This window comes from Pandoraea thiooxydans (genome assembly GCF_001931675.1).
Classification (GTDB): Bacteria; Pseudomonadota; Gammaproteobacteria; order Burkholderiales; family Burkholderiaceae; genus Pandoraea; species Pandoraea thiooxydans.
In genome coordinates this window covers 1,522,632-1,540,420 of record NZ_CP014839.1, presented here as the reverse complement: position 1 = coordinate 1,540,420, position 17,789 = coordinate 1,522,632, and the positions used below count along the sequence as shown (strand labels likewise).

Annotated in this window: 18 protein-coding genes; 3 read left to right on the top strand and 15 right to left on the bottom strand. The window is 62.3% G+C overall.

What is annotated here, in order from left to right:
• The first annotated feature begins 78 nt into the window (after positions 1–78).
• Positions 79–726: a helix-turn-helix domain-containing protein gene (locus PATSB16_RS07010; protein WP_047213392.1), complete on the top strand. Its 648-nt coding sequence runs from the start codon at positions 79–81 to the stop codon at positions 724–726.
• An 89-nt stretch (positions 727–815) separates the two neighbouring features.
• Here the strand turns inward: PATSB16_RS07010 and PATSB16_RS07005 are convergent, their stop codons facing one another.
• The 3 genes from PATSB16_RS07005 to PATSB16_RS06995 form a co-directional block, all read right to left on the bottom strand.
• Positions 816–1,538 (bottom strand): amino acid ABC transporter ATP-binding protein, encoded by a 723-nt coding sequence (locus PATSB16_RS07005; protein WP_047213390.1) that lies wholly within the window; start codon positions 1,536–1,538, stop codon positions 816–818.
• Positions 1,525–2,193, bottom strand: coding sequence for an amino acid ABC transporter permease (locus tag PATSB16_RS07000; protein ID WP_047213388.1), 669 nt, complete (start codon positions 2,191–2,193; stop codon positions 1,525–1,527). Before PATSB16_RS07000 ends, PATSB16_RS07005 begins: the two co-directional genes overlap by 14 nt.
• A gap of 131 nt (positions 2,194–2,324) precedes the next feature.
• Positions 2,325–3,137, bottom strand: coding sequence for a basic amino acid ABC transporter substrate-binding protein (locus PATSB16_RS06995; RefSeq protein ID WP_072628620.1), 813 nt, complete (start codon positions 3,135–3,137; stop codon positions 2,325–2,327).
• Positions 3,138–3,472: 335 nt separating this feature from the next.
• Here PATSB16_RS06995 and PATSB16_RS06990 point away from each other — a divergent pair, with 335 nt between their 5' ends.
• Together PATSB16_RS06990 and PATSB16_RS06985 are read left to right on the top strand one after the other, a co-directional pair.
• Positions 3,473–3,997 (top strand): GNAT family N-acetyltransferase, encoded by a 525-nt coding sequence (locus PATSB16_RS06990; RefSeq protein WP_047213387.1) that lies wholly within the window; start codon positions 3,473–3,475, stop codon positions 3,995–3,997.
• A gap of 37 nt (positions 3,998–4,034) precedes the next feature.
• Positions 4,035–4,475 (top strand): DUF1810 domain-containing protein, encoded by a 441-nt coding sequence (locus tag PATSB16_RS06985; protein ID WP_047213385.1) that lies wholly within the window; start codon positions 4,035–4,037, stop codon positions 4,473–4,475.
• A 15-nt stretch (positions 4,476–4,490) separates the two neighbouring features.
• Here PATSB16_RS06985 and PATSB16_RS06980 read toward each other — a convergent pair whose 3' ends face one another.
• The 12 genes from PATSB16_RS06980 to PATSB16_RS06925 form a co-directional block, all read right to left on the bottom strand.
• A complete protein-coding gene (locus PATSB16_RS06980; protein WP_047216346.1) occupies positions 4,491–5,309 on the bottom strand; it encodes an ABC transporter permease subunit in 819 nt (272 codons plus the stop codon).
• A complete protein-coding gene (locus PATSB16_RS06975; RefSeq protein WP_047213384.1) occupies positions 5,309–6,220 on the bottom strand; it encodes an ABC transporter permease subunit in 912 nt (303 codons plus the stop codon). Before PATSB16_RS06975 ends, PATSB16_RS06980 begins: the two co-directional genes overlap by 1 nt.
• Entirely contained in the window at positions 6,217–7,350 is a 1,134-nt protein-coding gene (locus tag PATSB16_RS06970; RefSeq protein WP_047213382.1) for an ABC transporter ATP-binding protein, read from the bottom strand. The genes PATSB16_RS06975 and PATSB16_RS06970 overlap by 4 nt, the downstream gene beginning before the upstream one ends.
• A gap of 100 nt (positions 7,351–7,450) precedes the next feature.
• Complete coding sequence (locus tag PATSB16_RS06965; RefSeq protein WP_047213380.1) at positions 7,451–8,551, bottom strand: polyamine ABC transporter substrate-binding protein; 1,101 nt, start codon at positions 8,549–8,551, stop codon at positions 7,451–7,453.
• Between the two features lie 275 nt (positions 8,552–8,826).
• The gene (locus PATSB16_RS06960) at positions 8,827–9,876 is read right to left on the bottom strand and encodes a CorA family divalent cation transporter (protein ID WP_237170315.1); all 1,050 of its coding nucleotides are present in this window, start codon (positions 9,874–9,876) and stop codon (positions 8,827–8,829) included.
• A gap of 68 nt (positions 9,877–9,944) precedes the next feature.
• Entirely contained in the window at positions 9,945–10,154 is a 210-nt protein-coding gene (locus PATSB16_RS06955) for a ChaB family protein (protein WP_047213378.1), read from the bottom strand.
• A 136-nt stretch (positions 10,155–10,290) separates the two neighbouring features.
• The gene (locus PATSB16_RS06950; protein ID WP_047213376.1) at positions 10,291–11,598 is read right to left on the bottom strand and encodes an MFS transporter; all 1,308 of its coding nucleotides are present in this window, start codon (positions 11,596–11,598) and stop codon (positions 10,291–10,293) included.
• 101 nt (positions 11,599–11,699) lie between these two features.
• The gene (locus PATSB16_RS06945) at positions 11,700–13,046 is read right to left on the bottom strand and encodes an amidase (RefSeq protein WP_047213374.1); all 1,347 of its coding nucleotides are present in this window, start codon (positions 13,044–13,046) and stop codon (positions 11,700–11,702) included.
• Complete coding sequence (locus tag PATSB16_RS06940) at positions 13,043–13,726, bottom strand: DUF2848 domain-containing protein (RefSeq protein WP_047213372.1); 684 nt, start codon at positions 13,724–13,726, stop codon at positions 13,043–13,045. Before PATSB16_RS06940 ends, PATSB16_RS06945 begins: the two co-directional genes overlap by 4 nt.
• A 29-nt stretch (positions 13,727–13,755) precedes the next feature.
• A complete protein-coding gene (locus PATSB16_RS06935; protein ID WP_083566710.1) occupies positions 13,756–14,454 on the bottom strand; it encodes a GntR family transcriptional regulator in 699 nt (232 codons plus the stop codon).
• Positions 14,455–14,618: 164 nt separating this feature from the next.
• A complete protein-coding gene (locus tag PATSB16_RS06930) occupies positions 14,619–15,587 on the bottom strand; it encodes a hypothetical protein (RefSeq protein WP_052892599.1) in 969 nt (322 codons plus the stop codon).
• Between the two features lie 103 nt (positions 15,588–15,690).
• Positions 15,691–17,760: a putative bifunctional diguanylate cyclase/phosphodiesterase gene (locus PATSB16_RS06925; protein ID WP_047213371.1), complete on the bottom strand. Its 2,070-nt coding sequence runs from the start codon at positions 17,758–17,760 to the stop codon at positions 15,691–15,693.
• Positions 17,761–17,789: the final 29 nt, after the last annotated feature.

The following is a 17,789-nucleotide window of genomic DNA, read 5'->3' as shown; positions in this document are numbered from 1 at the left end:
AAATCGACCTGAGTTATCATATATGAGAAAAATAAAATTCTCGTATACGATAAAACCCTAATCAACGTGGGAAGACTCATGGCAAAACCGGCCACCCCTGGGGCGAGCTCCTCGACCCCGGGCACACCATTGGTGCTCGATCACAAGACCGTGGGCGCACGCATCCGGCAAGCGCGCAAGACGCGCGGTTTGACGTTGGCGGCATTGTCCGAACTGTCGGGGATTGCGGTATCGACCATCTCGAAAGCCGAGCGCGGCGATATCGCGTTGACTTACGACAAATTCGCCGCCCTCGCCCACGCGCTGACGCTGGAATTCGATCAACTCTTCGGGCGCGCCCGCGAAGCGGCAACCGGCGCGTTGCAGCCCTCGTTCACCGCAGCCGGCGAAGAAGTGATTTACGAGACACCGACCTATCGCTACGGAATGCTTGCCAATGACCTGAGCGGCAAACGCATGGTGCCGATGCGCGGCCATATCCGTGCCCGCTCGATGAGCGAGTTTGCCGATTACATCCGCCACGCCGGCGAAGAGTTTGTGTACGTGCTGAGCGGGTCGCTCGAACTGCGCTTCGAAACCGGCAGCGTCTTTCATTTGAAAGCCGGCGACAGCCTGTACTTCGACAGCGCCGTGGGCCATGTCTATCTGTCGACCGGCAAGCGCGATGCGGAGTTGCTGGTGTGCTGCGCCGACGCCCATGCCAGGCTTCCGGAAGGTGTCATCTGAGCGGGCGAATTCACGCAAAGCCGGCGCGTAAACGATGACGGCCCGGACGCTTGCGCCCGGGCCGTCATGCGGCTGTTGCGGCTATCGCCTTACAGAATTTTCGCGAGAAAATTCTTCGTGCGTTCGGCCTGCGGATTCGAGAAAATCTCCTGCGGCTTGCCTTCTTCGACGATGTAACCGCCGTCCATGAAGATGACACGATGCCCCACTTCGCGGGCAAAGCCCATTTCGTGGGTGACCACGACCATCGTCATGCCCTCGACCGCCAGGTTCTTCATGACCTGCAGCACCTCGCCGACCATTTCGGGGTCGAGCGCGGAAGTCGGCTCGTCGAACAGCATCACGTCAGGCTGCATGGCCAGCGCGCGGGCAATCGCCACGCGCTGCTGCTGCCCGCCCGAGAGCTGGTCGGGGTAGCTGCTTTCCTTGCCCGACAGACCGACCTTGGCCAGCAATTCGCGCGCGATCTTGTTGCTGTCTTCGACCGACATCTTCTTGACCTTGCGCGGGCCGATCGTGATGTTTTCCAGGATCGTCAGGTGCTTGAACAGATTGAACTGCTGGAACACCATGCCCACGTGCTGGCGCAGCTTGTGGATGTTCGTCTTCGGATCGGTCAGTTTCATGCCGGCGATTTCGATTTCGCCGCTGGTGACTTCCTCCAGCCCATTCAGGCAACGCAAGAAAGTGCTCTTGCCGCTGCCCGACGGGCCGATCACGACCACCACCTCCTGCGCATCCACGTGATTGTCGATACCTTTGAGGATCTCGTGGTGGCCGAAGGATTTATGGAGATTCTTAACGTTTATCAACTTGAAGCCTCCTCTCCATATAAGACGCGCACTTCGATACAGAGAAGATGATGACGAAGTACAGGGTAGCGATCAGGCCCCAGATCTTGAACGAGGCGAAGGTCGACGCGATCACGATTTCGCCTTTATAGACGAGCTCGATGATACCCACCGGCGCCAGCAAGGAAGTGTCCTTGATCGTTTGCGCGGCCTGATTGACCAGCGGCGGAATCATGCGCTTGAAGGCCTGCGGCAGCACGATGTAGCGCATCGTCTGGAAGCCGGTCATGCCGATGCTCGAGGCCGCCTCTTTCTGGCCGCGGTCGACGCCCAGAATACCGGCACGAATGATTTCCGTGACGTAGGCGCCCTCGTTCAGGCTAAGCGTCAAGGCCGCCGCCAGAATCGGATAAGTCAGTTGCCCGAACCATTCGTTGACCGGCAGGATCGCCGGCAGGCCGAGCACGATAAAGAAAAGCTGCACCAGCAGCGGCGTGGAACGGAAGATCTCGACGTACGCCGAGGAGATCCAGTTCAGCACGCCAAAGCGGGACAGCCGCATCAGCGCCGCGACCAGACCAATGATCACCATCAGGACGATGGCCACCAGAGAGTACTGAATCGTCAGGCGCAAGCCGTCGAGGATGACGGGCAGGTTTTGCCAGATTACATTCATAAGCCTTGGCCTATATTGCTCGCAATGACTTGGTTTGTTGCCATGGGTCGTCCGGGCTGCCGTAAATAAAACGCGCAGTGCAACCTCCGCACCGCGCGTTTGTCATGCCAGCCCGGCAGATGAATGAACGCTTAGTCGCTCACTGCCACGGCTGCCGGCTTCTCGACGCCATTGACCGCGCCGCTCACATCGCCGCCGAAGTATTTCACGAACAGTTGGTGATACTCACCGCTCTTCTTGATCTTGGCCAGGCCGTCATTGATCTTCTTGACCAGCGTCGGATCCTTCTTGCTGACCGCGATACCGTAGTATTCGCCGGTCAACAGCGGGCCCACGACCTTCACGTTCGGGTGCGCGGTCTTGAAATTCACGTTGACCGGGTTATCGAACACCACGGCGTCGGCACCGCCGGTTTCGAGTGCCTGGTAGGCCGTGTCGATGTCCTGGAATTGCTTGATGTAATTCGGATCGATGCCGTGGCTGGTCATGTAGTCGACCGACGAGGTAGCCTTCTTGGTGGCGACCACGTGGCCCTTCAGATCAGCGAAATCCTTGATTTTCGAATCTTTCTTGACCAGCACCGACAAGCCCGACTTGTAGTAGGCATCGCTGAAGTCGACGCTCTGCATGCGGCTCTTCTTGATCGTGATGCCGGCAACCGCGGCGTCGACCGAACCAGCCTGCAGGCTGGGGATGATCCCGTTGAACGGCATCGTCTTGATCTCGACGGTCATGCCTTCGGCTTTGGCGATGGCTTCGATCATGTCGATGTCGAAACCCGTCACCTTGCCATTGACTTCGGTTTCAAACGGCGGGAAGGTGGTGTCCGCGCCCACGACGATGGACGTCTTGCCGGCCGCCGAGGCGGTCGTAGCGCAAACGGAAAAAGCCAGTCCAGCGATCAACGCGGCGGCAAGTGAGGTAAGAAGTGATTTGTTTTTCAAGGAAATTCTCCTTTTTGAGGAATTATTTCAACCCGGAACAATACTGATGAATATTATTCTTATTGGGCCCCTTTTTTAAGTATGAGAGCGACGGAGTTCGGAAGTCAAGATGAAATCCGGCCGCAACTCGCACCCACTCACACGAAAATTATGCGGCATTCTAAGAGGATGCTGACCCGACGTCCAGTGGCAAAAAGTGATAAATCTGCGATGCCGGGCGCAACGAGCGGTTGCGGTACGCAGTGACAGGCGGAAAAGAATTCCTGCCCGTTGCCGACAAGGGAAAATGGGCCGAGCACCGAGAGTTGAAATTGCATCCCGATCCGATACCCGACATGCACACCGACATTCGCCCTCTTTTTTCGCATGATGCAATGACCTATCAGGCGCTGCGCTTGCGCGGGCTCCAGGAGAGTCCGACGGCCTTCAGCGCGAGCTTCGCCGAAGAACGCGACCGCACGCTCGCCGACATCACCCCCCGGGTCACGCCGGCGGCCGACGGTTCGAAGTGCGTATTCGGCGCATTTCGAACCGATACTCTGGTCGGCATGGTGACGATATTGAGACCTCAAGCCGCCAAAGTCCGGCATTGTGCGCAATTGGCAGGCATGTATGTCGATCCGGGGTTTCGCCGGCGCGGTATCGGCCGGGCGCTGCTGGGCGCGGTGATCGACCACGCCCGCGCCATGGGCGACGTGCGCCAATTGCGGCTCGGCGTCAACGCAGACAACACGGGCGCACGCCAACTCTACGAGGCCGTCGGGTTCTCGTGTTTCGGCATCGAGCCGGACGCGTTGCATGTGGATGGCCGATTTTATGGCGAGGCCCATTACGTGCTGCGCCTGGATCGCCGCACCTGATCGAACGAGCCGGCCCGGCACGCGCAAGGAGCACGAGATGGACGACCCTTATGATCTAAAGCGTTTTGTCGAGGCGCAAAATCCGGTGTATCAGCAGGTGTGCGAGGAGTTGCGCGGCGGCCGCAAGCGCAGTCACTGGATGTGGTTCGTATTCCCGCAGATCGAGGGACTCGGGCGAAGCTTCATGGCGCAGCGCTACGCGATCGGATCGCTCGCCGAGGCCCGCGCCTATCTCGAGCACCCTTTGCTCGGCGAGCGCTTGCGTGCCTGCACGCAAATGGTCAACAACATCGAAGGGCGCTCCGTCATGCAGATTTTCGGCGCGCCGGACGACCTGAAATTTCACTCCTCGATGACTCTGTTCTCACAGGCGGCGGCAGACAACGAGCCGTTTCGCGCCGCCTTGCAGAAGTACTTCGACGGCGCGCCGGATACACAAACGATGGCGCGCCTGACGCAGGCAACGCGCCGTCCGTGAAGCCTGCTCCCGGCGTTACACCGCCAGCGCCACCCGCCGGCGTTCGGCCGCCTGCATGAAGTGGTTGGCAACGACCACACCGATCGTCACCACGGTGATGAAGAGCGTCGCGAGTGCGTTCATTTCGGGGTTCAGCCCAAGGCGCACGCGCGAGAAAACCACCAGCGGCAGCGTCGTCGAGCCTGGCCCGGATAGAAAGGCCGAGGTCACGACATCGTCGACCGACAGCGTGAACGACAGCAGCCAACCGGAGACAAGCGCCTGCGAGATGATCGGCAGCGTGATGCTGAAGAATACCCGCAGCGGCGTGGCGCCCAGATCGAGCCCGGCCTCCTCCAACGCCGGATCGAGATCGCGCAGACGCGACTGCACGATGATCGCCACATACGAGACGCACAGCATCACGTGACCGATCCAGATCGTGAACATGCCGCGCTGCGAAGGCCAGCCGAGCAGCTTGCCCATCTCGACGAACAGCAGCAGCAGCGAAATGCCCTGAATCACTTCCGGGATCACCAGCGGCGCGCTGATCAGTCCATTGAAGAGCGTCACGCCGCGAAAGCGCCCCATGCGGGCCAGCACAAAGCCGGCCCAGGTGCCGATGAACACCGAGGCGAAGGCCGTCATCAAGCCGATTTTCAGCGAGAGCCAGGCGGCGTTGATCAACTCGGCGTCGTGCCACATGGCGGCATACCACTTGAGCGAAAAGCCGCTCCATACCGTCACCAGCTCCGAGGCGTTGAACGAATACACCACCAGGCTGAGAATCGGGATATAGAGAAACAAAAAGCCGATGCCCAGCGAGAGCGACTGCAGGGTGCGATTGGGTTTGATCATCGGCGCTGCTCCACTTGCTGCATCTGGAAATACTGGAACAGCATCATCGGCACCAGCAACAACAGCACCATTGCGCACGTCACCGCCGAGGCCATCGGCCAGTCGGAGTTGCTGAAGAACTCGTCCCACATCACACGGCCGATCATCAGCGTATTGGCGCCGCCGAGCAATTCAGGAATGACGTACTCGCCGACGGCCGGGATAAACACCAGCAGACAACCGGCAATGATGCCGTTCTTCGACAGCGGCAGCGTCACATGAACGAAAGTTTTCCAGGGCCGCGCGCCCAGGTCGTAGGCCGCCTCGAGCAGCGTGAAATCCATCTTGACCAGGTGCGCGTAGAGCGGCATCACCAGGAACGGCAAATACGAATAGACCATGCCTATATAGACAGCCGTATTGGTGTGATAAAGCGCGATCGGCTGGTGGATCAGACCGATCGACATCAGCGCGTTATTGAGCAGTCCGTTGTTCTTCAGAATGCCGATCCACGCGTACACGCGGATCAGGAACGAAGTCCAGAAAGGCAGCATCACGCCCATCATCAACAGATTGCGCGTGGCCGGATTCGAGCGGGCGATGTAGTACGCCATCGGATAGCCGAGCAGCAGGCACAACAGGGTCGAGATGCCGGCAATCTTCAGCGAGCTCAGGTAGGCCTCGAAGTACAGGCTGTCGGCGAACAGTTGCGCATAATGCGTGAGGTAAATCGCGATATGCGCGACGCCGTCCTTGAAGGTCACCAGATCGGTATAGGGCGGAATCCCGAGGCGCAGATCCGCAAAGCTGATCTTGACGACCAGTACGAACGGCACGAAGAAAAACAGCAGCAGCCACAGGAAAGGACCGCCGATCACGAGAGAGCGGCCCGAGAGCCAGCCGCGCTTGGCCAATGATTGGTTTTTCATTGCGTCAGCACCACGCCTGACTGGGAGTTCCAACTGATCGCCACGCGCTCGCCGACCTCCGGCGCGCCCATATCGGCCAACGCCAGGCTCGAGACGTTGGCGACGATGGTCTTGCCGGAGTCGATCACGACGTGGTACAGCGAATAGCTGCCCATATAGACGACGTGCGTGACGGCGCCCTCGGCCCAGTTGTGCGCGGCGTCGGGCCGAGACCGGCGCAGCACCACTTTCTCCGGCCGGATCGAGACGGCGACCTGCGCGCCGGACGGGCTGCCGATACCGTGGTTGATGTACAGCGGCACCATCAGCTCGGCGCTTTCGATCCGCACGTGATCGGCGGCCGACTCGGTGACCGCGCCCTCGAACAGATTGGTCGAGCCGATGAACTCCGCGGCAAAGCGGGTGCTCGGGTACTCGTAGACGTCGAGCGGCGAGCCGGTCTGCACGATCAGGCCGTCGCTCATCACGCCGATGCGATCGGCCATGGTCATCGCCTCCTCCTGGTCGTGCGTGACCATGATGCACGTCACGTCGACCTGATCGAGAATATTCACGAGCTCGACCTGGGTGCGCTGGCGAATCTGCTTGTCCAGCGCCGACATCGGTTCGTCGAGCAGCAGCAGCTTGGGGCGCTTGACCAGGCTGCGCGCCAGCGCCACGCGCTGCTGCTGGCCGCCCGAGAGCTGATTCGGCCGGCGTTTGGCGAAGCGCGTCATCTGCACCAGTTCGAGCACCGCCGCGACGCGCTCGCGGATCTCCGCCTTGCCGCAGCCCTCCTGCCTGAGGCCGAAGGCCACGTTGTTCTCCACCGTCATATGCGGAAACAACGCATACGACTGGAACATCATGTTCACCGGCCGGCGATAGGGCGGCATGCTCGCCATGTCCTCGCCATCGATCAGAATCCGTCCTTCAGTCAGACTCTCGAAGCCGGCGAGCATGCGCAGCAGCGTCGACTTGCCGCAACCCGAACTGCCCAGCAGGGCAAACAGCTCCCCTTTTTTGACCGATAAATCGACGTGCCGCACCGCCACCGTCTCGCCGAACTTCTTCACCACCCCGACCATCTGCACGAAATGGCCAGCGCGTTCGGCCCGCGACTCGTGCGGCATGGATGCCGGTTCATTCATTATCGACTCCACCCTCTTCAACTCGAAAAAAGCCTCCGGCGCGCCGGAGGCTGTCTTGAAACATGCGTGAAACACATTGCCGCGCCGTGCGCGACGCGAGTCAATACCCCGTTTTAAACTCGGTCCACAGACGAGTCTCGAGGTGCTGGATATTGATCGGCAAGGGTTTCAGCAAAAACAACGTCTTCAGTACGGCGGGCGGCGGATAGACGGCCGGATCGTTGGCTACGTCCTTCTTCACATACTTGCGCGCTTCGAGATTGGCGCTCGGGTAGTAGACGGCATTGGTGATCGCGGCATGGACCTGGGGCGTCTCGATGTAGTTGATCCACTTGAGCGCAGCCTCCTTGTGCGGCGCATCCTTCGGGATCGCCATCACGTCGAACCATACCGGCGCCCCGCCCTTCGGAATGTAATACTCGATTTTGTAAGGCTTCTTGGCTTCCTGCGCGCGGTGCTTGGCAATCACCACGTCGCCCGACCAGCCGAATGCGAAGCAGACGTCGCCGCCCACCAGATCATTGATGTAACCGGACGAATTGAACTGGGTGATGTACGGGCGGATCTTCTTGAGCACGCCCAGCGCCGCGCGGTAGTCCGCCGGGTTGGTACTGTTCGGGTCGCGCCCCATGTAATGCAGCGTCGCGGCAAACATCTGGTCGGGCGCATCGAGCACCGATACGCCGCAGCTCTTGAGCTTGGAGATGTATTCCGGCTTGAAAAGAATGTCCCAGTTGTCCAACGGGACGTTTTTGCCGAGGATCTGCTGCACCTTGGTCACGTTGTAGCCCAGCCCGGTCGTGCCATAGGCCCACGGCACCACGTATTTGTTGCCCGGGTCCGCACCGGCCACCAGCGCCATCAATTGCGGATCGAGGTATTTCAGGTTGGGCAGCTGCGACTTGTCCAGCGGCATGAAGATGCCCGCGGCAATCTGCTTGCCGGCGTAGTTGCTGGTCGGCACGACGATGTCATAGCCGGAATTGCCGGTCAGCAGCTTGGCCTGCAGGGTGTCGTCGCTGTCGTAATTGTCGTAGCGCACCTTGATGCCGGTTTCCTTCTCGAAATTCGGTATCGTGTCCTTGGCAATATAGTCCGACCAATTGTAGACATTGAGCGTCGTGTCCTTGGCCGCTGCCGGCAACGCCGGCAGCGTGCAGGCAATCGCCATGGCGATGCCCAGCATGACCTTGTTTTTCATCCCGTTCTCCGCTTTTTTAGAATCGTTGAAGCCCCGCTGGCCGGCCCATGGTTATCACGTTTGCCCGGACCTGGATGCTGAAAAAACCCGAGATTACTACCAAATTTGCGCAATTCAACAAAAAAATGCGCTGCGGCGGCGAACCGAACGGAAAATCGGCCCGCCCCGCAGCGCGGCGGGCTCTATTATTGTGGAAAACGCCTGGAAATTGAAGCGGCACTCACGCCTCGCGTCAGTGACGGGCCCGCTTCCGGCAAGGCCGATCCGAGGGGCCGTCAATTGCGCCGGTGCCAAAACACGAACCAGCCGGCCAGACCGGTCAGGCAACCGGAAATCGCCACGATAATCCAGAACCCATACGGGTTAATGCGCAACGGCAGGCCGCCGATGTTCATGCCGAGCAATCCGGCGATCAGATTGATCGGCAGGGCAATGACCGTCACCGCGGTCAGGATCAGCACGCTGCGGTTGGTGTGCTCGGCCACGCGATCGGCAATTTCCTCCTCGAGCAACTGGATGCGCTCTTGCAACCCGGCCATATCGCGCAGCGTCAGCGAAAACGCCTCGGCCGTCTGCCGCAAGGCTTGCGCATCCTCCTCCCGCACCCAGCGTGGCGGGCGATTGACCAGACGAAACAGCGCTGCCGGCTCGGGCGCCAGCAATCGGCGCAGCCGCACCAGATCGCGACGAATTCCTCCCAGGCTGGCGCGCTTGGGTAACTGGCCGCCCAACAGACGGGCTTCGACCTCGTCGGCGGTATGGGAGCCGCCCCGCACGATCGCGCGCAGCACGTCGGCCTGCTCCTGCAGCAGGCGGATCAGCAAGGCCAGCGGGCTGTGGAAAATCTCTCCCGCCTCGACATCCGCACGCACTTGCTGGACCGAGCGCAACGGCTGGTTGCGCACGCTCAACAGGCAGTGGGGCCCCGCGCTGAGCCACAAAGTCGCAACCACGGGCGGTTTTTTCTGGGTGAAGTCGTAATCGACGTCGTTGACCACCGCAATCATGGTCTTTTGCATCGACTCGATGCGTGTCGAGCGCGAGCCCTCGCGCAGCGTATCGCCAAAGGCTTCCGGCAGCGTCACGTGCTGCAACGGCCAGCCGTCGAGTACGCTCGGGATATCGTGAAACTGCAGCCAGAGGAATTCGTCGTCGGGGTGGTCTTTCTGCCTGAGCCAGACAATGGCGCTTGCTCCGTCAATCCTGTGGCCAACGCCATTGCCCGAGAAAAGATAACCGTGATCCAGCGGCGGGGGTTCAGCATCCCCGACTGGCGCGGCATGCGCGGGCGCATCGACGCCGGCCGGCATTGTCTTGGTTTGCATCCCCGGCTCCCATGCCTCGGTCGAACCCACGGGCGCCTTGCGCGCCCTCCCATCCGACGACGCCGCATTTAGACTCGCGGTATCCAATCGACGCCGGCCTTGACGTAACAGCGCTTGACAGCCGCCCAGGCGATCCGGCACGCAGTCTGCTCGCAGCCCGGCTCCTCGCGATGCGCCGCGTAAGCCTGGTTGAATGCGGCCCGATAAATCTCCTGCGCGTGAACCGGCAAGTGGCGCCGCACCGGCAACGGCAACTCCGCGATAGTGGCATATGGCATCGTCTGCTGCGCCCGAGTCCGGCACCGTCCAAATCGACCAGTCCAGTGTAGGGGTCTCCAATCCCGCACGGCTTGATTTTTATCAAGCAAGAAAGTCACCGCCGAAGCGACCTGCGAAGCCCGCCGCGCCGGTGTTTCAGATCTTCTTCGGCATGAATGCCAGCACCAGGATGGCGGCGCAAGCCTCCAGCACCGCCACGAAGTACAGACCGGACGACAACTGGCCGGTATGGACCTTGAACCAGCCAATCATGTAGGGAGCGACGAAACCCGCCAGATTGCCGATCGCATTGATCAGGGCGATGCCGCCGGCGGCCGCCGTGCCGATCAGGAACGCGGAAGGCATCGACCAGAACACCGGGAACGCCGCCAGAATGCCGATCGACGCGGCCGTCAAGGCGATCAGCGCAAACACTTCCTGATGCCGCCCGAGAAACACCCCCGTCAGTGTCAGGCCGGCGGCGGCCAGCAGGGCCGCCAGCGCGCAATGCAACCGGCGCTCGCCGTGGCGGTCGGAGTGAACGCCGTTGAGCACCATCGCGATGGTGCCCGCCAGGAAAGGAATCGCGGACACCAGTCCGATCTGGAAGTTGCCTTGCACGCCCATCGCCTTGATGATCGACGGCGACCAAAATGCAATGGTAGCGTTGCCAGCGACCACGCAGAAATAGATCGCCGCGCAAATCCAGACCCGTGCGTTGGCAAAAGCCTCCCGGCACCCGGCGTACTTGGACGGATCGTGCGCCTCAGCCTCGATGTCGAGGGCAACCAGCTCCTGCTCGGCGCCACTGAGCCAGTGCGCATTGCGCGGCTTTTCGGGCAAATACATCAGCACGGCGATCCCCGCGAGAATCGATGGAATGCCTTCGAGAACGAACAGCCATTGCCAATTGGCCAGGCCGCCTACCGACTCCATGCGGCTCATGATATAGCCGGCCACCGGCCCGCCGATGACGCCGGCGATCGCGAACGAGGTCATGAACAGCCCATTGATGCGCGCACGCCGCTCGGCTGGAAACCAATAGGTCAGATACAGCACCACGCCGGGGAAAAAGCCGGCCTCGAACACGCCCAGCAAAAAGCGCAGCGCGTAGAACTGCGTCGGCGTTTTGACATAGATCATCGCCATCGAGGCCAGCCCCCACAGGATCGTGATGCGCGCCAGCGTCTTGCGCGCACCGATCTTTTCGAGCAGCAGGTTGCTCGGCACCTCGAACAGAAAATAGCCGATGAAGAAGATACCCGCACCCAGGCCGTAGACCGCTTCGCTGAACTTGAGGTCCTGCAGCATCTGTAGTTTGGCAAAGCCGACATTGACGCGGTCGACCCACGCCAGCACGAAAAGAAACACCAGGAACGGAATCAGGCGAACCGTGATCTTGCGGTAAGCCTCATTGCGTTGGTCGGCCGAGGCAATCGGCGCGAGGTCTGAACTGCCGGTCATGGAAGACATAGGGAATACTCCGTGAGGGGGATGAGCAAGAGCACGGCCGTGGCGCGGCATCGGGCCGCCGCCACCGCCTGCACTACCAGTACGTCGGAGAACTAGGTGGAAATCCGTGGCGACGCGAGACCGGCCTCGATCGCGCCGGCCACTTGCAGCACGCGCGCGTCTCGCCCCTGCAGGCCGCATACGCCCAGGCCGATGCCCTGTGCCACCGGCAGCGACACAGCGCAGCCATCGAGAAAATTGATCACGCTCGAGTTGCGCAGCACCAGCCCGTTGACGGCGAAGAAATCTTCATCGCGTGCCAGGCTGTCGAGGCGCGGCGCAAGCACCGCCACGCTTGGCATGAGCCACGCGTCGGCTTCGCGCAGCCGGTGCGCGGCAGCCTCCTGCATGGCGCGGCGCGCCGCCAACAGTTCGATGTAATCGGTCGCGCTCTGCTGGGCGCCGCGCTTAATGCGCATCGCCACACGTGGGTCGTAGCAAGCGCCCCGTTCGGTCAGCAGCGTGCGATGCCAAGTCCATGACTCGGCCGCGCTGAAACCGCCGCCTGCGTTGATCGCCGGCAAACGCAGCAATTCCGGGAAATCGAACGTCACGATCCGTGCGCCGTGCTGCGACAGACGGGCAAGCGCCGCGTCGAACGCCTCGGCCACCGCCGGATCGAGCCCCTCGCCCACGAAGTCGCGCGTCACGTACAGGCGCAGCCCAGCCAGCGTCGCGGGTCGAGTATCGAGCACTTCGCCGCTGAGCACGGCATCGAATGCCGCACAACACGCCACCGAGCGCGCCAGCGGGCCTGCCGAGTCCAGCGTGGTCGACAACGGCACGCCTCCGTCCATCGGTATGCGTTGCGCGGTCGGCTTGAAGCCGGTCAGGCCGCAAAACGCCGACGGAATTCGGATCGAGCCCCCAGTATCGGTGCCCAGCGCCGCGACCGCCATGCCGGCGGCCACGCTCAACGCCCCGCCCGAGCTCGAGCCCCCGGTGACGCGGGCGGAGTCGAACGGATTGCGCGGCGTTCCGTAGTGAGGGTTGAGCCCCAGGCCGGAGAACGCGAATTCGCTCATATTGGTGCGCCCGATCAATACCGCGCCCGCCGCGCGCAGACGCGCCACCGCCGTCGCGTCGGCCTGAGCCGGCGCATTGCCGTCGAGCGCCTTGGAGCCTGCGCGCGTGACTTGCCCGCGTATGTCAAAAAGGTCCTTGATCGAAACCGGCAAGCCGGCCAGAGGCGATGCCACCAGGCCCGCCGCGCGCGCCTGATCGGCCGCGCGCGCAGCGGCCAGCGCGCCGGCCGCGTCCACCTGAATGAACGCAACGCCACCGCCGTCGATATGGGTGTCGATGCGCGCAAGCGCCTGCTCGGTCAGGGCGACGCTGGTGAGGCGCCCGGCGGCCAGTTCGGCGCCCAGTTCTGCAATGGTCGGGGCGGCCGTGCTCATGCTGCCACCGCCAGGCTGTGCACACGGTAGGCATGGCGCAGCGTCCGCTGCCGCACGGGGTCGTGCAGTTCCACTTCGAATGCGTCGCCATGGCCCAACTCGCCAATCACCGCCTGCGTGCCACAGAACATCGCCGTGCCCGCAGGCAGGGCGTCCTCTCCTGTCAGACGGCGAATCAGCTCGCGCGGGTCGAGCAGGCTGGTGACCGCCCCTTCCTGATAAAGCTCACGCTGGCCATCACGCATGCGCCAGCAACGCATGACCAGCGCATCCCAGTGATCGGCCACTTCGTCGAAACGCCAAAGTCCGGTGCCGACCGGCTTGCCGCACATCTGCTTGGAGACCGTGACGTCGTAGGCTTCGACCTTGCGATCGGTGTGATCCGAGCCGACACCGATGTAGAGTCCTTGCGCGGCGGAGCCCTGCAGCAGCACGAACTCGATCTCGCCGGACGAGTCGTCACGCGGCACCTCAAGCACGTCGTCGGTACTCAACAGCGAGGCGGCCAGCGGGTAAAAGCACGGCACCACCGTCGGCGGCCTCACGCCAATAGCCTCGAGCTCGCGAATGTGGTGGCGCACGGCACCGGCGTCGCGTCCGGTCCAGCCGGCGATGATCAGGCGCTGAACGTCGAGGGCGAGTTTGCCCCCGCCGTCCACTTGAAAGTGCAGTGTCGGCATCGTTATGGCCTCTTGCGAAAGATGTCGGGTTAAATCGTCCGGATAATGTTTTTCCGGAACTCGTCGATGTGCTCGCGCACCGCCTCGCGCACGGCCGGCACGTCACGCCGCTCGAGCGCGTCGATGATCAGGCGATGCTCCTGGTAGACATTTTCCAGGTGCTTGGGGTCCGATAGCGACAGGAACCAAAAGCGCGCCTGCTTCTCGTGCAGACTGCGCAGCAGGTCGGCCAGCACGCGGTTGCGCGAGGCGGCCGATAAGGCGTTATGGAATTTCAGGTCGAGCGAGGCCAGCCCGGCGATATCGCGCCGCGCGATCAGATCGGGCGACGGCGCGATGATCTCGCGCATTGCCTCGAAATCGCTGTCGTGAGCACGCTCGGCGGCCAGCGTAATGCACAGCACTTCATTGGTGGCGCGCACCTCGATCATGTCGAGCACTTCGTTGAGCGACAGCGGCGTCACCAGGATGCCCTTACGCGGCATGATCGAGACCAGTCCCTCGACCTCGAGACGGTGCAGCGCCTGGTGGATCGGCGTGCGGCCCAGGCCGAGCAGCGTCGCCAGCTGCGCCTCGTTGAGCGGCTCGCCAGGACGAAACTCGCACGAAATGATGCGTCGCTTGAGTTCCTCGTAGGCGCGATCGCGCAGCGACCCAGCCGGCGCTGTCGCGGACGGCGCCCCGCGCATATCCTCCCGCTCGCCCACCAATCGGATCAAATTCGGCATGACAGCTTTTCATCAAGTGAAAGTGCTGTGATGTTAGTCTGAAATATCAGATAGCGTCAATTCTGCCGATCTCGGGGTTAACACTGATTCGGCCGCGGAGTCGTCCCGGCCGGGGGCAACGGCCTACATCGGCCAACGGACCGGCCGGGCCTGTCAACGCGGGGTTAGCGATTTTTCGAGACGATGGCGCGTGCGGCGTCCCGTCGGCCCTGCGCCGCATGCGGCACCGTTGGCGTGCGGGCCGTCGCGCAGCTCGCCACGCCTTGACAAGGCGCCGCGGAGCCACACCCATGCTCGCGCCCGTGCGCCGCCAAACCCCGAACGTTAGGCACGCGCGACGACCATGGCAGTCGCCGATGCCGCTCGGTGTCGCCCTTGTGCGCCGGAACCGCCAGGCCCCGCCGATCACCGGCCCGGCTCGCGCCGGCGGTTCGCTCGGCCTGCATGATGCCCTTGTCCAGGCGGGCGTGGAGAGCTTCTTCGGCGATCACCTGTTGCATTGCCAACACGATCAATCCGGCCACCAGCAACACGTCGCTGGCGAACGCCACGGCATAGAGTGCCGAGGCGCTTGCCGGGCTGCCGATCAGCAAGGCAGACTTGCCGCTGCCTGCCAGCGTCAGCGCCAGCGGGGCCAGCGCGCTGATGGCCAGCACGCCGTTGGCCACGCCAACCATGATCCGCCCCAGCCGCGTGTCTCGCCAATGCCGCCGGCTCACTTCACGGATTGTCAGCAAACGAAACGGTGTGAAAAAGAACGCCACCAGCACGGCTTGCTCGATTAGCGATCGCTCGAACATAACTGCCGCGCCATACAGCACCCAGAACAGGCCGCACGCCGCGAAACCCGCACCCAGCCGCGCGCTGGCGCCGAACAGCCTGCGCACACCCGACCATGTCAGCACGCGGTACTGCAAATTCAATGCCGCCGAGGCGATCAGCCAGACGTCGCCACGCGTGGCGGCATACGCCATGCAGCATGCCATCGAGCCGCACATCAGGGCCAGACCGACCGCCCAGTACCGCAAGGCCTTGGTTTGCGCGAACGCGTGCGAGAGGCAGGTCAATACCAGCGTACTGCCAACAAAAATTGACAGGGCCAAGGTATCGAGCGTGGGAACGTCGAGTCTCATCTGCTCTCCGGCGTAAATTGAATTCGGGAAGACCCCGGCGTCCCGGGCGGGGGCCGGCATGGGCGGTGTCGGTCAAATGCGATGCCGGACTCGAACCGCGAACTCACGCGAGCACCGCGCGTTCCTGCAGCAACGCGCCGAATGCCGGCGCGCTCAACGGCTCGCCGAGCAGGAAGCCCTGCATCTCGTCGCACATCAGGTTCTTGAGCTTGGCCAGTTGCGAAGCGGTCTCGACACCTTCGGCGACGACGTCCATATCGAGCGAATGCGCCATGGCAATAATGGCCGACACGATAGCGCCGCCCTCGAGGCCCTGCTCGTCCAGCCCATTGGTAAAGAAGCGGTCGATCTTGAGTTGCTTGACGCGAAAGCGCTGCAGGTAGGCCAGGCTGGAATAGCCGGTACCGAAGTCGTCGATCGCAATTTCGAAGCCGTGATCCTGAAACTCGCGGATCATTTCGACGGTGCGCGGCGCGTCCTGCATCGCCACCGTTTCGGTAATCTCGAACATCACGCGCTCGCATGCGACCTGCTCGGCGCGCATGATGCCGACGATCGTACTCACCAACTCGGGCTGCACCAACTGGCGCGGCGACAAATTGATCGCCACTTTCACCGGCGACAGGCCGCTTTGCTCCCAGTCACGGATTTGCCGGCAAGTCTCGCGCACGACCCAATAACCGATCGGCACGATCTGGCCGGACCGCTCGGCGACCGGGATGAATTCGAGCGGCGGGGGCGAGCCGAACTCGGGGTGCGTGAGCCGCAACAGCGCCTCCGCCCCGGCCAGCTTGTCCGAGTCGCCGCGGAATTTGGGCTGAAAATTCAGCGAAAAGTAGCCTTGTTCGAGCGCGTCGAAAAGCGCATTTTGAATCTGCAGCGTACGCACTGCAGCATCGTTCATGCCGCTCTCGAAAAAGCGATAAGTGCCGCGCCCGCTGCGCTTGGCCTCGTACATCGCCGCGTCGGCATTTTGTAGCAAGACGTCCGCACTGTCGCCGTCTTGCGGAAACAGCGCGATGCCGATGCTGGGCGTGACCTGCAGCGACTGGCCGTCGGCCCAGCCACCCCGGCGCATGCGCTCGAGCAGATTTTGCGCGGTTGCCTCGACTTCGGCCGGCGAGGCAGCGTTTTCGAGCAGCACGACGAATTCGTCTCCGCCCAGGCGCGCGACCATGTCGCTGCCATGCACGCATTTGAGCAAACGCCGCGCGAATGCCTTGAGCACTTCGTCTCCGACCGCGTGCCCGAGCGAATCATTGATCGTCTTGAAACCGTCCAGATCCATGAACAACACGGCGACGATGCTGTTATCGCGCCGGGCCGACTGGATCGCATATTCGAAGCGTTCGGTCAGCGTGCGGCGGTTGGGCAGATCGGTCAGCATATCGAAAGTCGCCATGCGCACGATCTGGCCGTTGAGCAACGACACCGAACCGATCAGAAAGGTGGTGCGCGCGTCGAACCGCGTCAGCATCAGGGTGACGATCAGGATCGCAAAGGTGAACAGCGTGACGGTGGTCGCCAGCCATTGGGAATTGACGCCGTTGGCGGCACCGCAGATCGAACCCAGCGGAAATTCCGCGGCAGCCATGCCAGTATAGTGCATGCCAGTAATCGCAAGGCCCATCACAAGCGCCGCGGCCGCCCGTTTTTTCAACACATTGCCATGCCCAGCGTCGCTCAGCGCCTGGGCAAGCCATAGCGCGGCGCTCGACGCACCGATGGCGATCACAATCGAGGCAATCACCAATGTGGGGTCATAGCGAATGCCGGGCGACATGCGCATGGCCGCCATGCCCACGTAATGCATGCCGGCAATGCCGAGCCCCATCAGCACGCCGCCGGCCAGCAGGCGCGGCGGGCTCAGCTTGGCACGTGTGATGATGAAAAGCGCGAACCACGACACCGCGACCGCAATGCCCAGCGATGCGCCGGTGATCGTCAGGTCGTAGCCGAGCGGAATCGGCAGCGAGAACGCCAGCATGCCGACAAAGTGCATCGACCAGATGCCCACGCCCATCGCCGCCCCTCCACCCGCCAGCCAGAGATGACGGGCACGCGAGGGTGCCAACAATGAAATCCTCCCCGCCAGATCGAGCGCGGTATAGGACGCGAGTGTCGCCACACCCAGTGACAGCGCCACTAGCCAGAAGTTATAGGTGGTGAGCATAAACGGTAGAAGAGCCAGCAACCCCGGGG

Excerpts from the sequence above, each read along its gene's own strand:
- PATSB16_RS07010 (WP_047213392.1), top strand. The coding sequence starts at position 79 with ATGGCAAAACCGGCCACCCCTGGGGCGAGCTCCTCGACCCCGGGCACA.
- PATSB16_RS07000 (WP_047213388.1), bottom strand. The coding sequence starts at position 2,193 with ATGAATGTAATCTGGCAAAACCTGCCCGTCATCCTCGACGGCTTGCGC.
- PATSB16_RS06990 (WP_047213387.1), top strand. The coding sequence starts at position 3,473 with ATGCACACCGACATTCGCCCTCTTTTTTCGCATGATGCAATGACCTAT.
- PATSB16_RS06985 (WP_047213385.1), top strand. The coding sequence starts at position 4,035 with ATGGACGACCCTTATGATCTAAAGCGTTTTGTCGAGGCGCAAAATCCG.
- PATSB16_RS06975 (WP_047213384.1), bottom strand. The coding sequence starts at position 6,220 with ATGAAAAACCAATCATTGGCCAAGCGCGGCTGGCTCTCGGGCCGCTCT.
- PATSB16_RS06970 (WP_047213382.1), bottom strand. The coding sequence starts at position 7,350 with ATGAATGAACCGGCATCCATGCCGCACGAGTCGCGGGCCGAACGCGCT.
- PATSB16_RS06965 (WP_047213380.1), bottom strand. The coding sequence starts at position 8,551 with ATGAAAAACAAGGTCATGCTGGGCATCGCCATGGCGATTGCCTGCACG.
- PATSB16_RS06960 (WP_237170315.1), bottom strand. The coding sequence starts at position 9,876 with ATGCAAACCAAGACAATGCCGGCCGGCGTCGATGCGCCCGCGCATGCC.
- PATSB16_RS06955 (WP_047213378.1), bottom strand. The coding sequence starts at position 10,154 with ATGCCATATGCCACTATCGCGGAGTTGCCGTTGCCGGTGCGGCGCCAC.
- PATSB16_RS06950 (WP_047213376.1), bottom strand. The coding sequence starts at position 11,598 with ATGACCGGCAGTTCAGACCTCGCGCCGATTGCCTCGGCCGACCAACGC.
- PATSB16_RS06945 (WP_047213374.1), bottom strand. The coding sequence starts at position 13,046 with ATGAGCACGGCCGCCCCGACCATTGCAGAACTGGGCGCCGAACTGGCC.
- PATSB16_RS06940 (WP_047213372.1), bottom strand. The coding sequence starts at position 13,726 with ATGCCGACACTGCACTTTCAAGTGGACGGCGGGGGCAAACTCGCCCTC.
- PATSB16_RS06935 (WP_083566710.1), bottom strand. The coding sequence starts at position 14,454 with ATGCCGAATTTGATCCGATTGGTGGGCGAGCGGGAGGATATGCGCGGG.
- PATSB16_RS06930 (WP_052892599.1), bottom strand. The coding sequence starts at position 15,587 with ATGAGACTCGACGTTCCCACGCTCGATACCTTGGCCCTGTCAATTTTT.
- PATSB16_RS06925 (WP_047213371.1), bottom strand. The coding sequence starts at position 17,760 with ATGCTCACCACCTATAACTTCTGGCTAGTGGCGCTGTCACTGGGTGTG.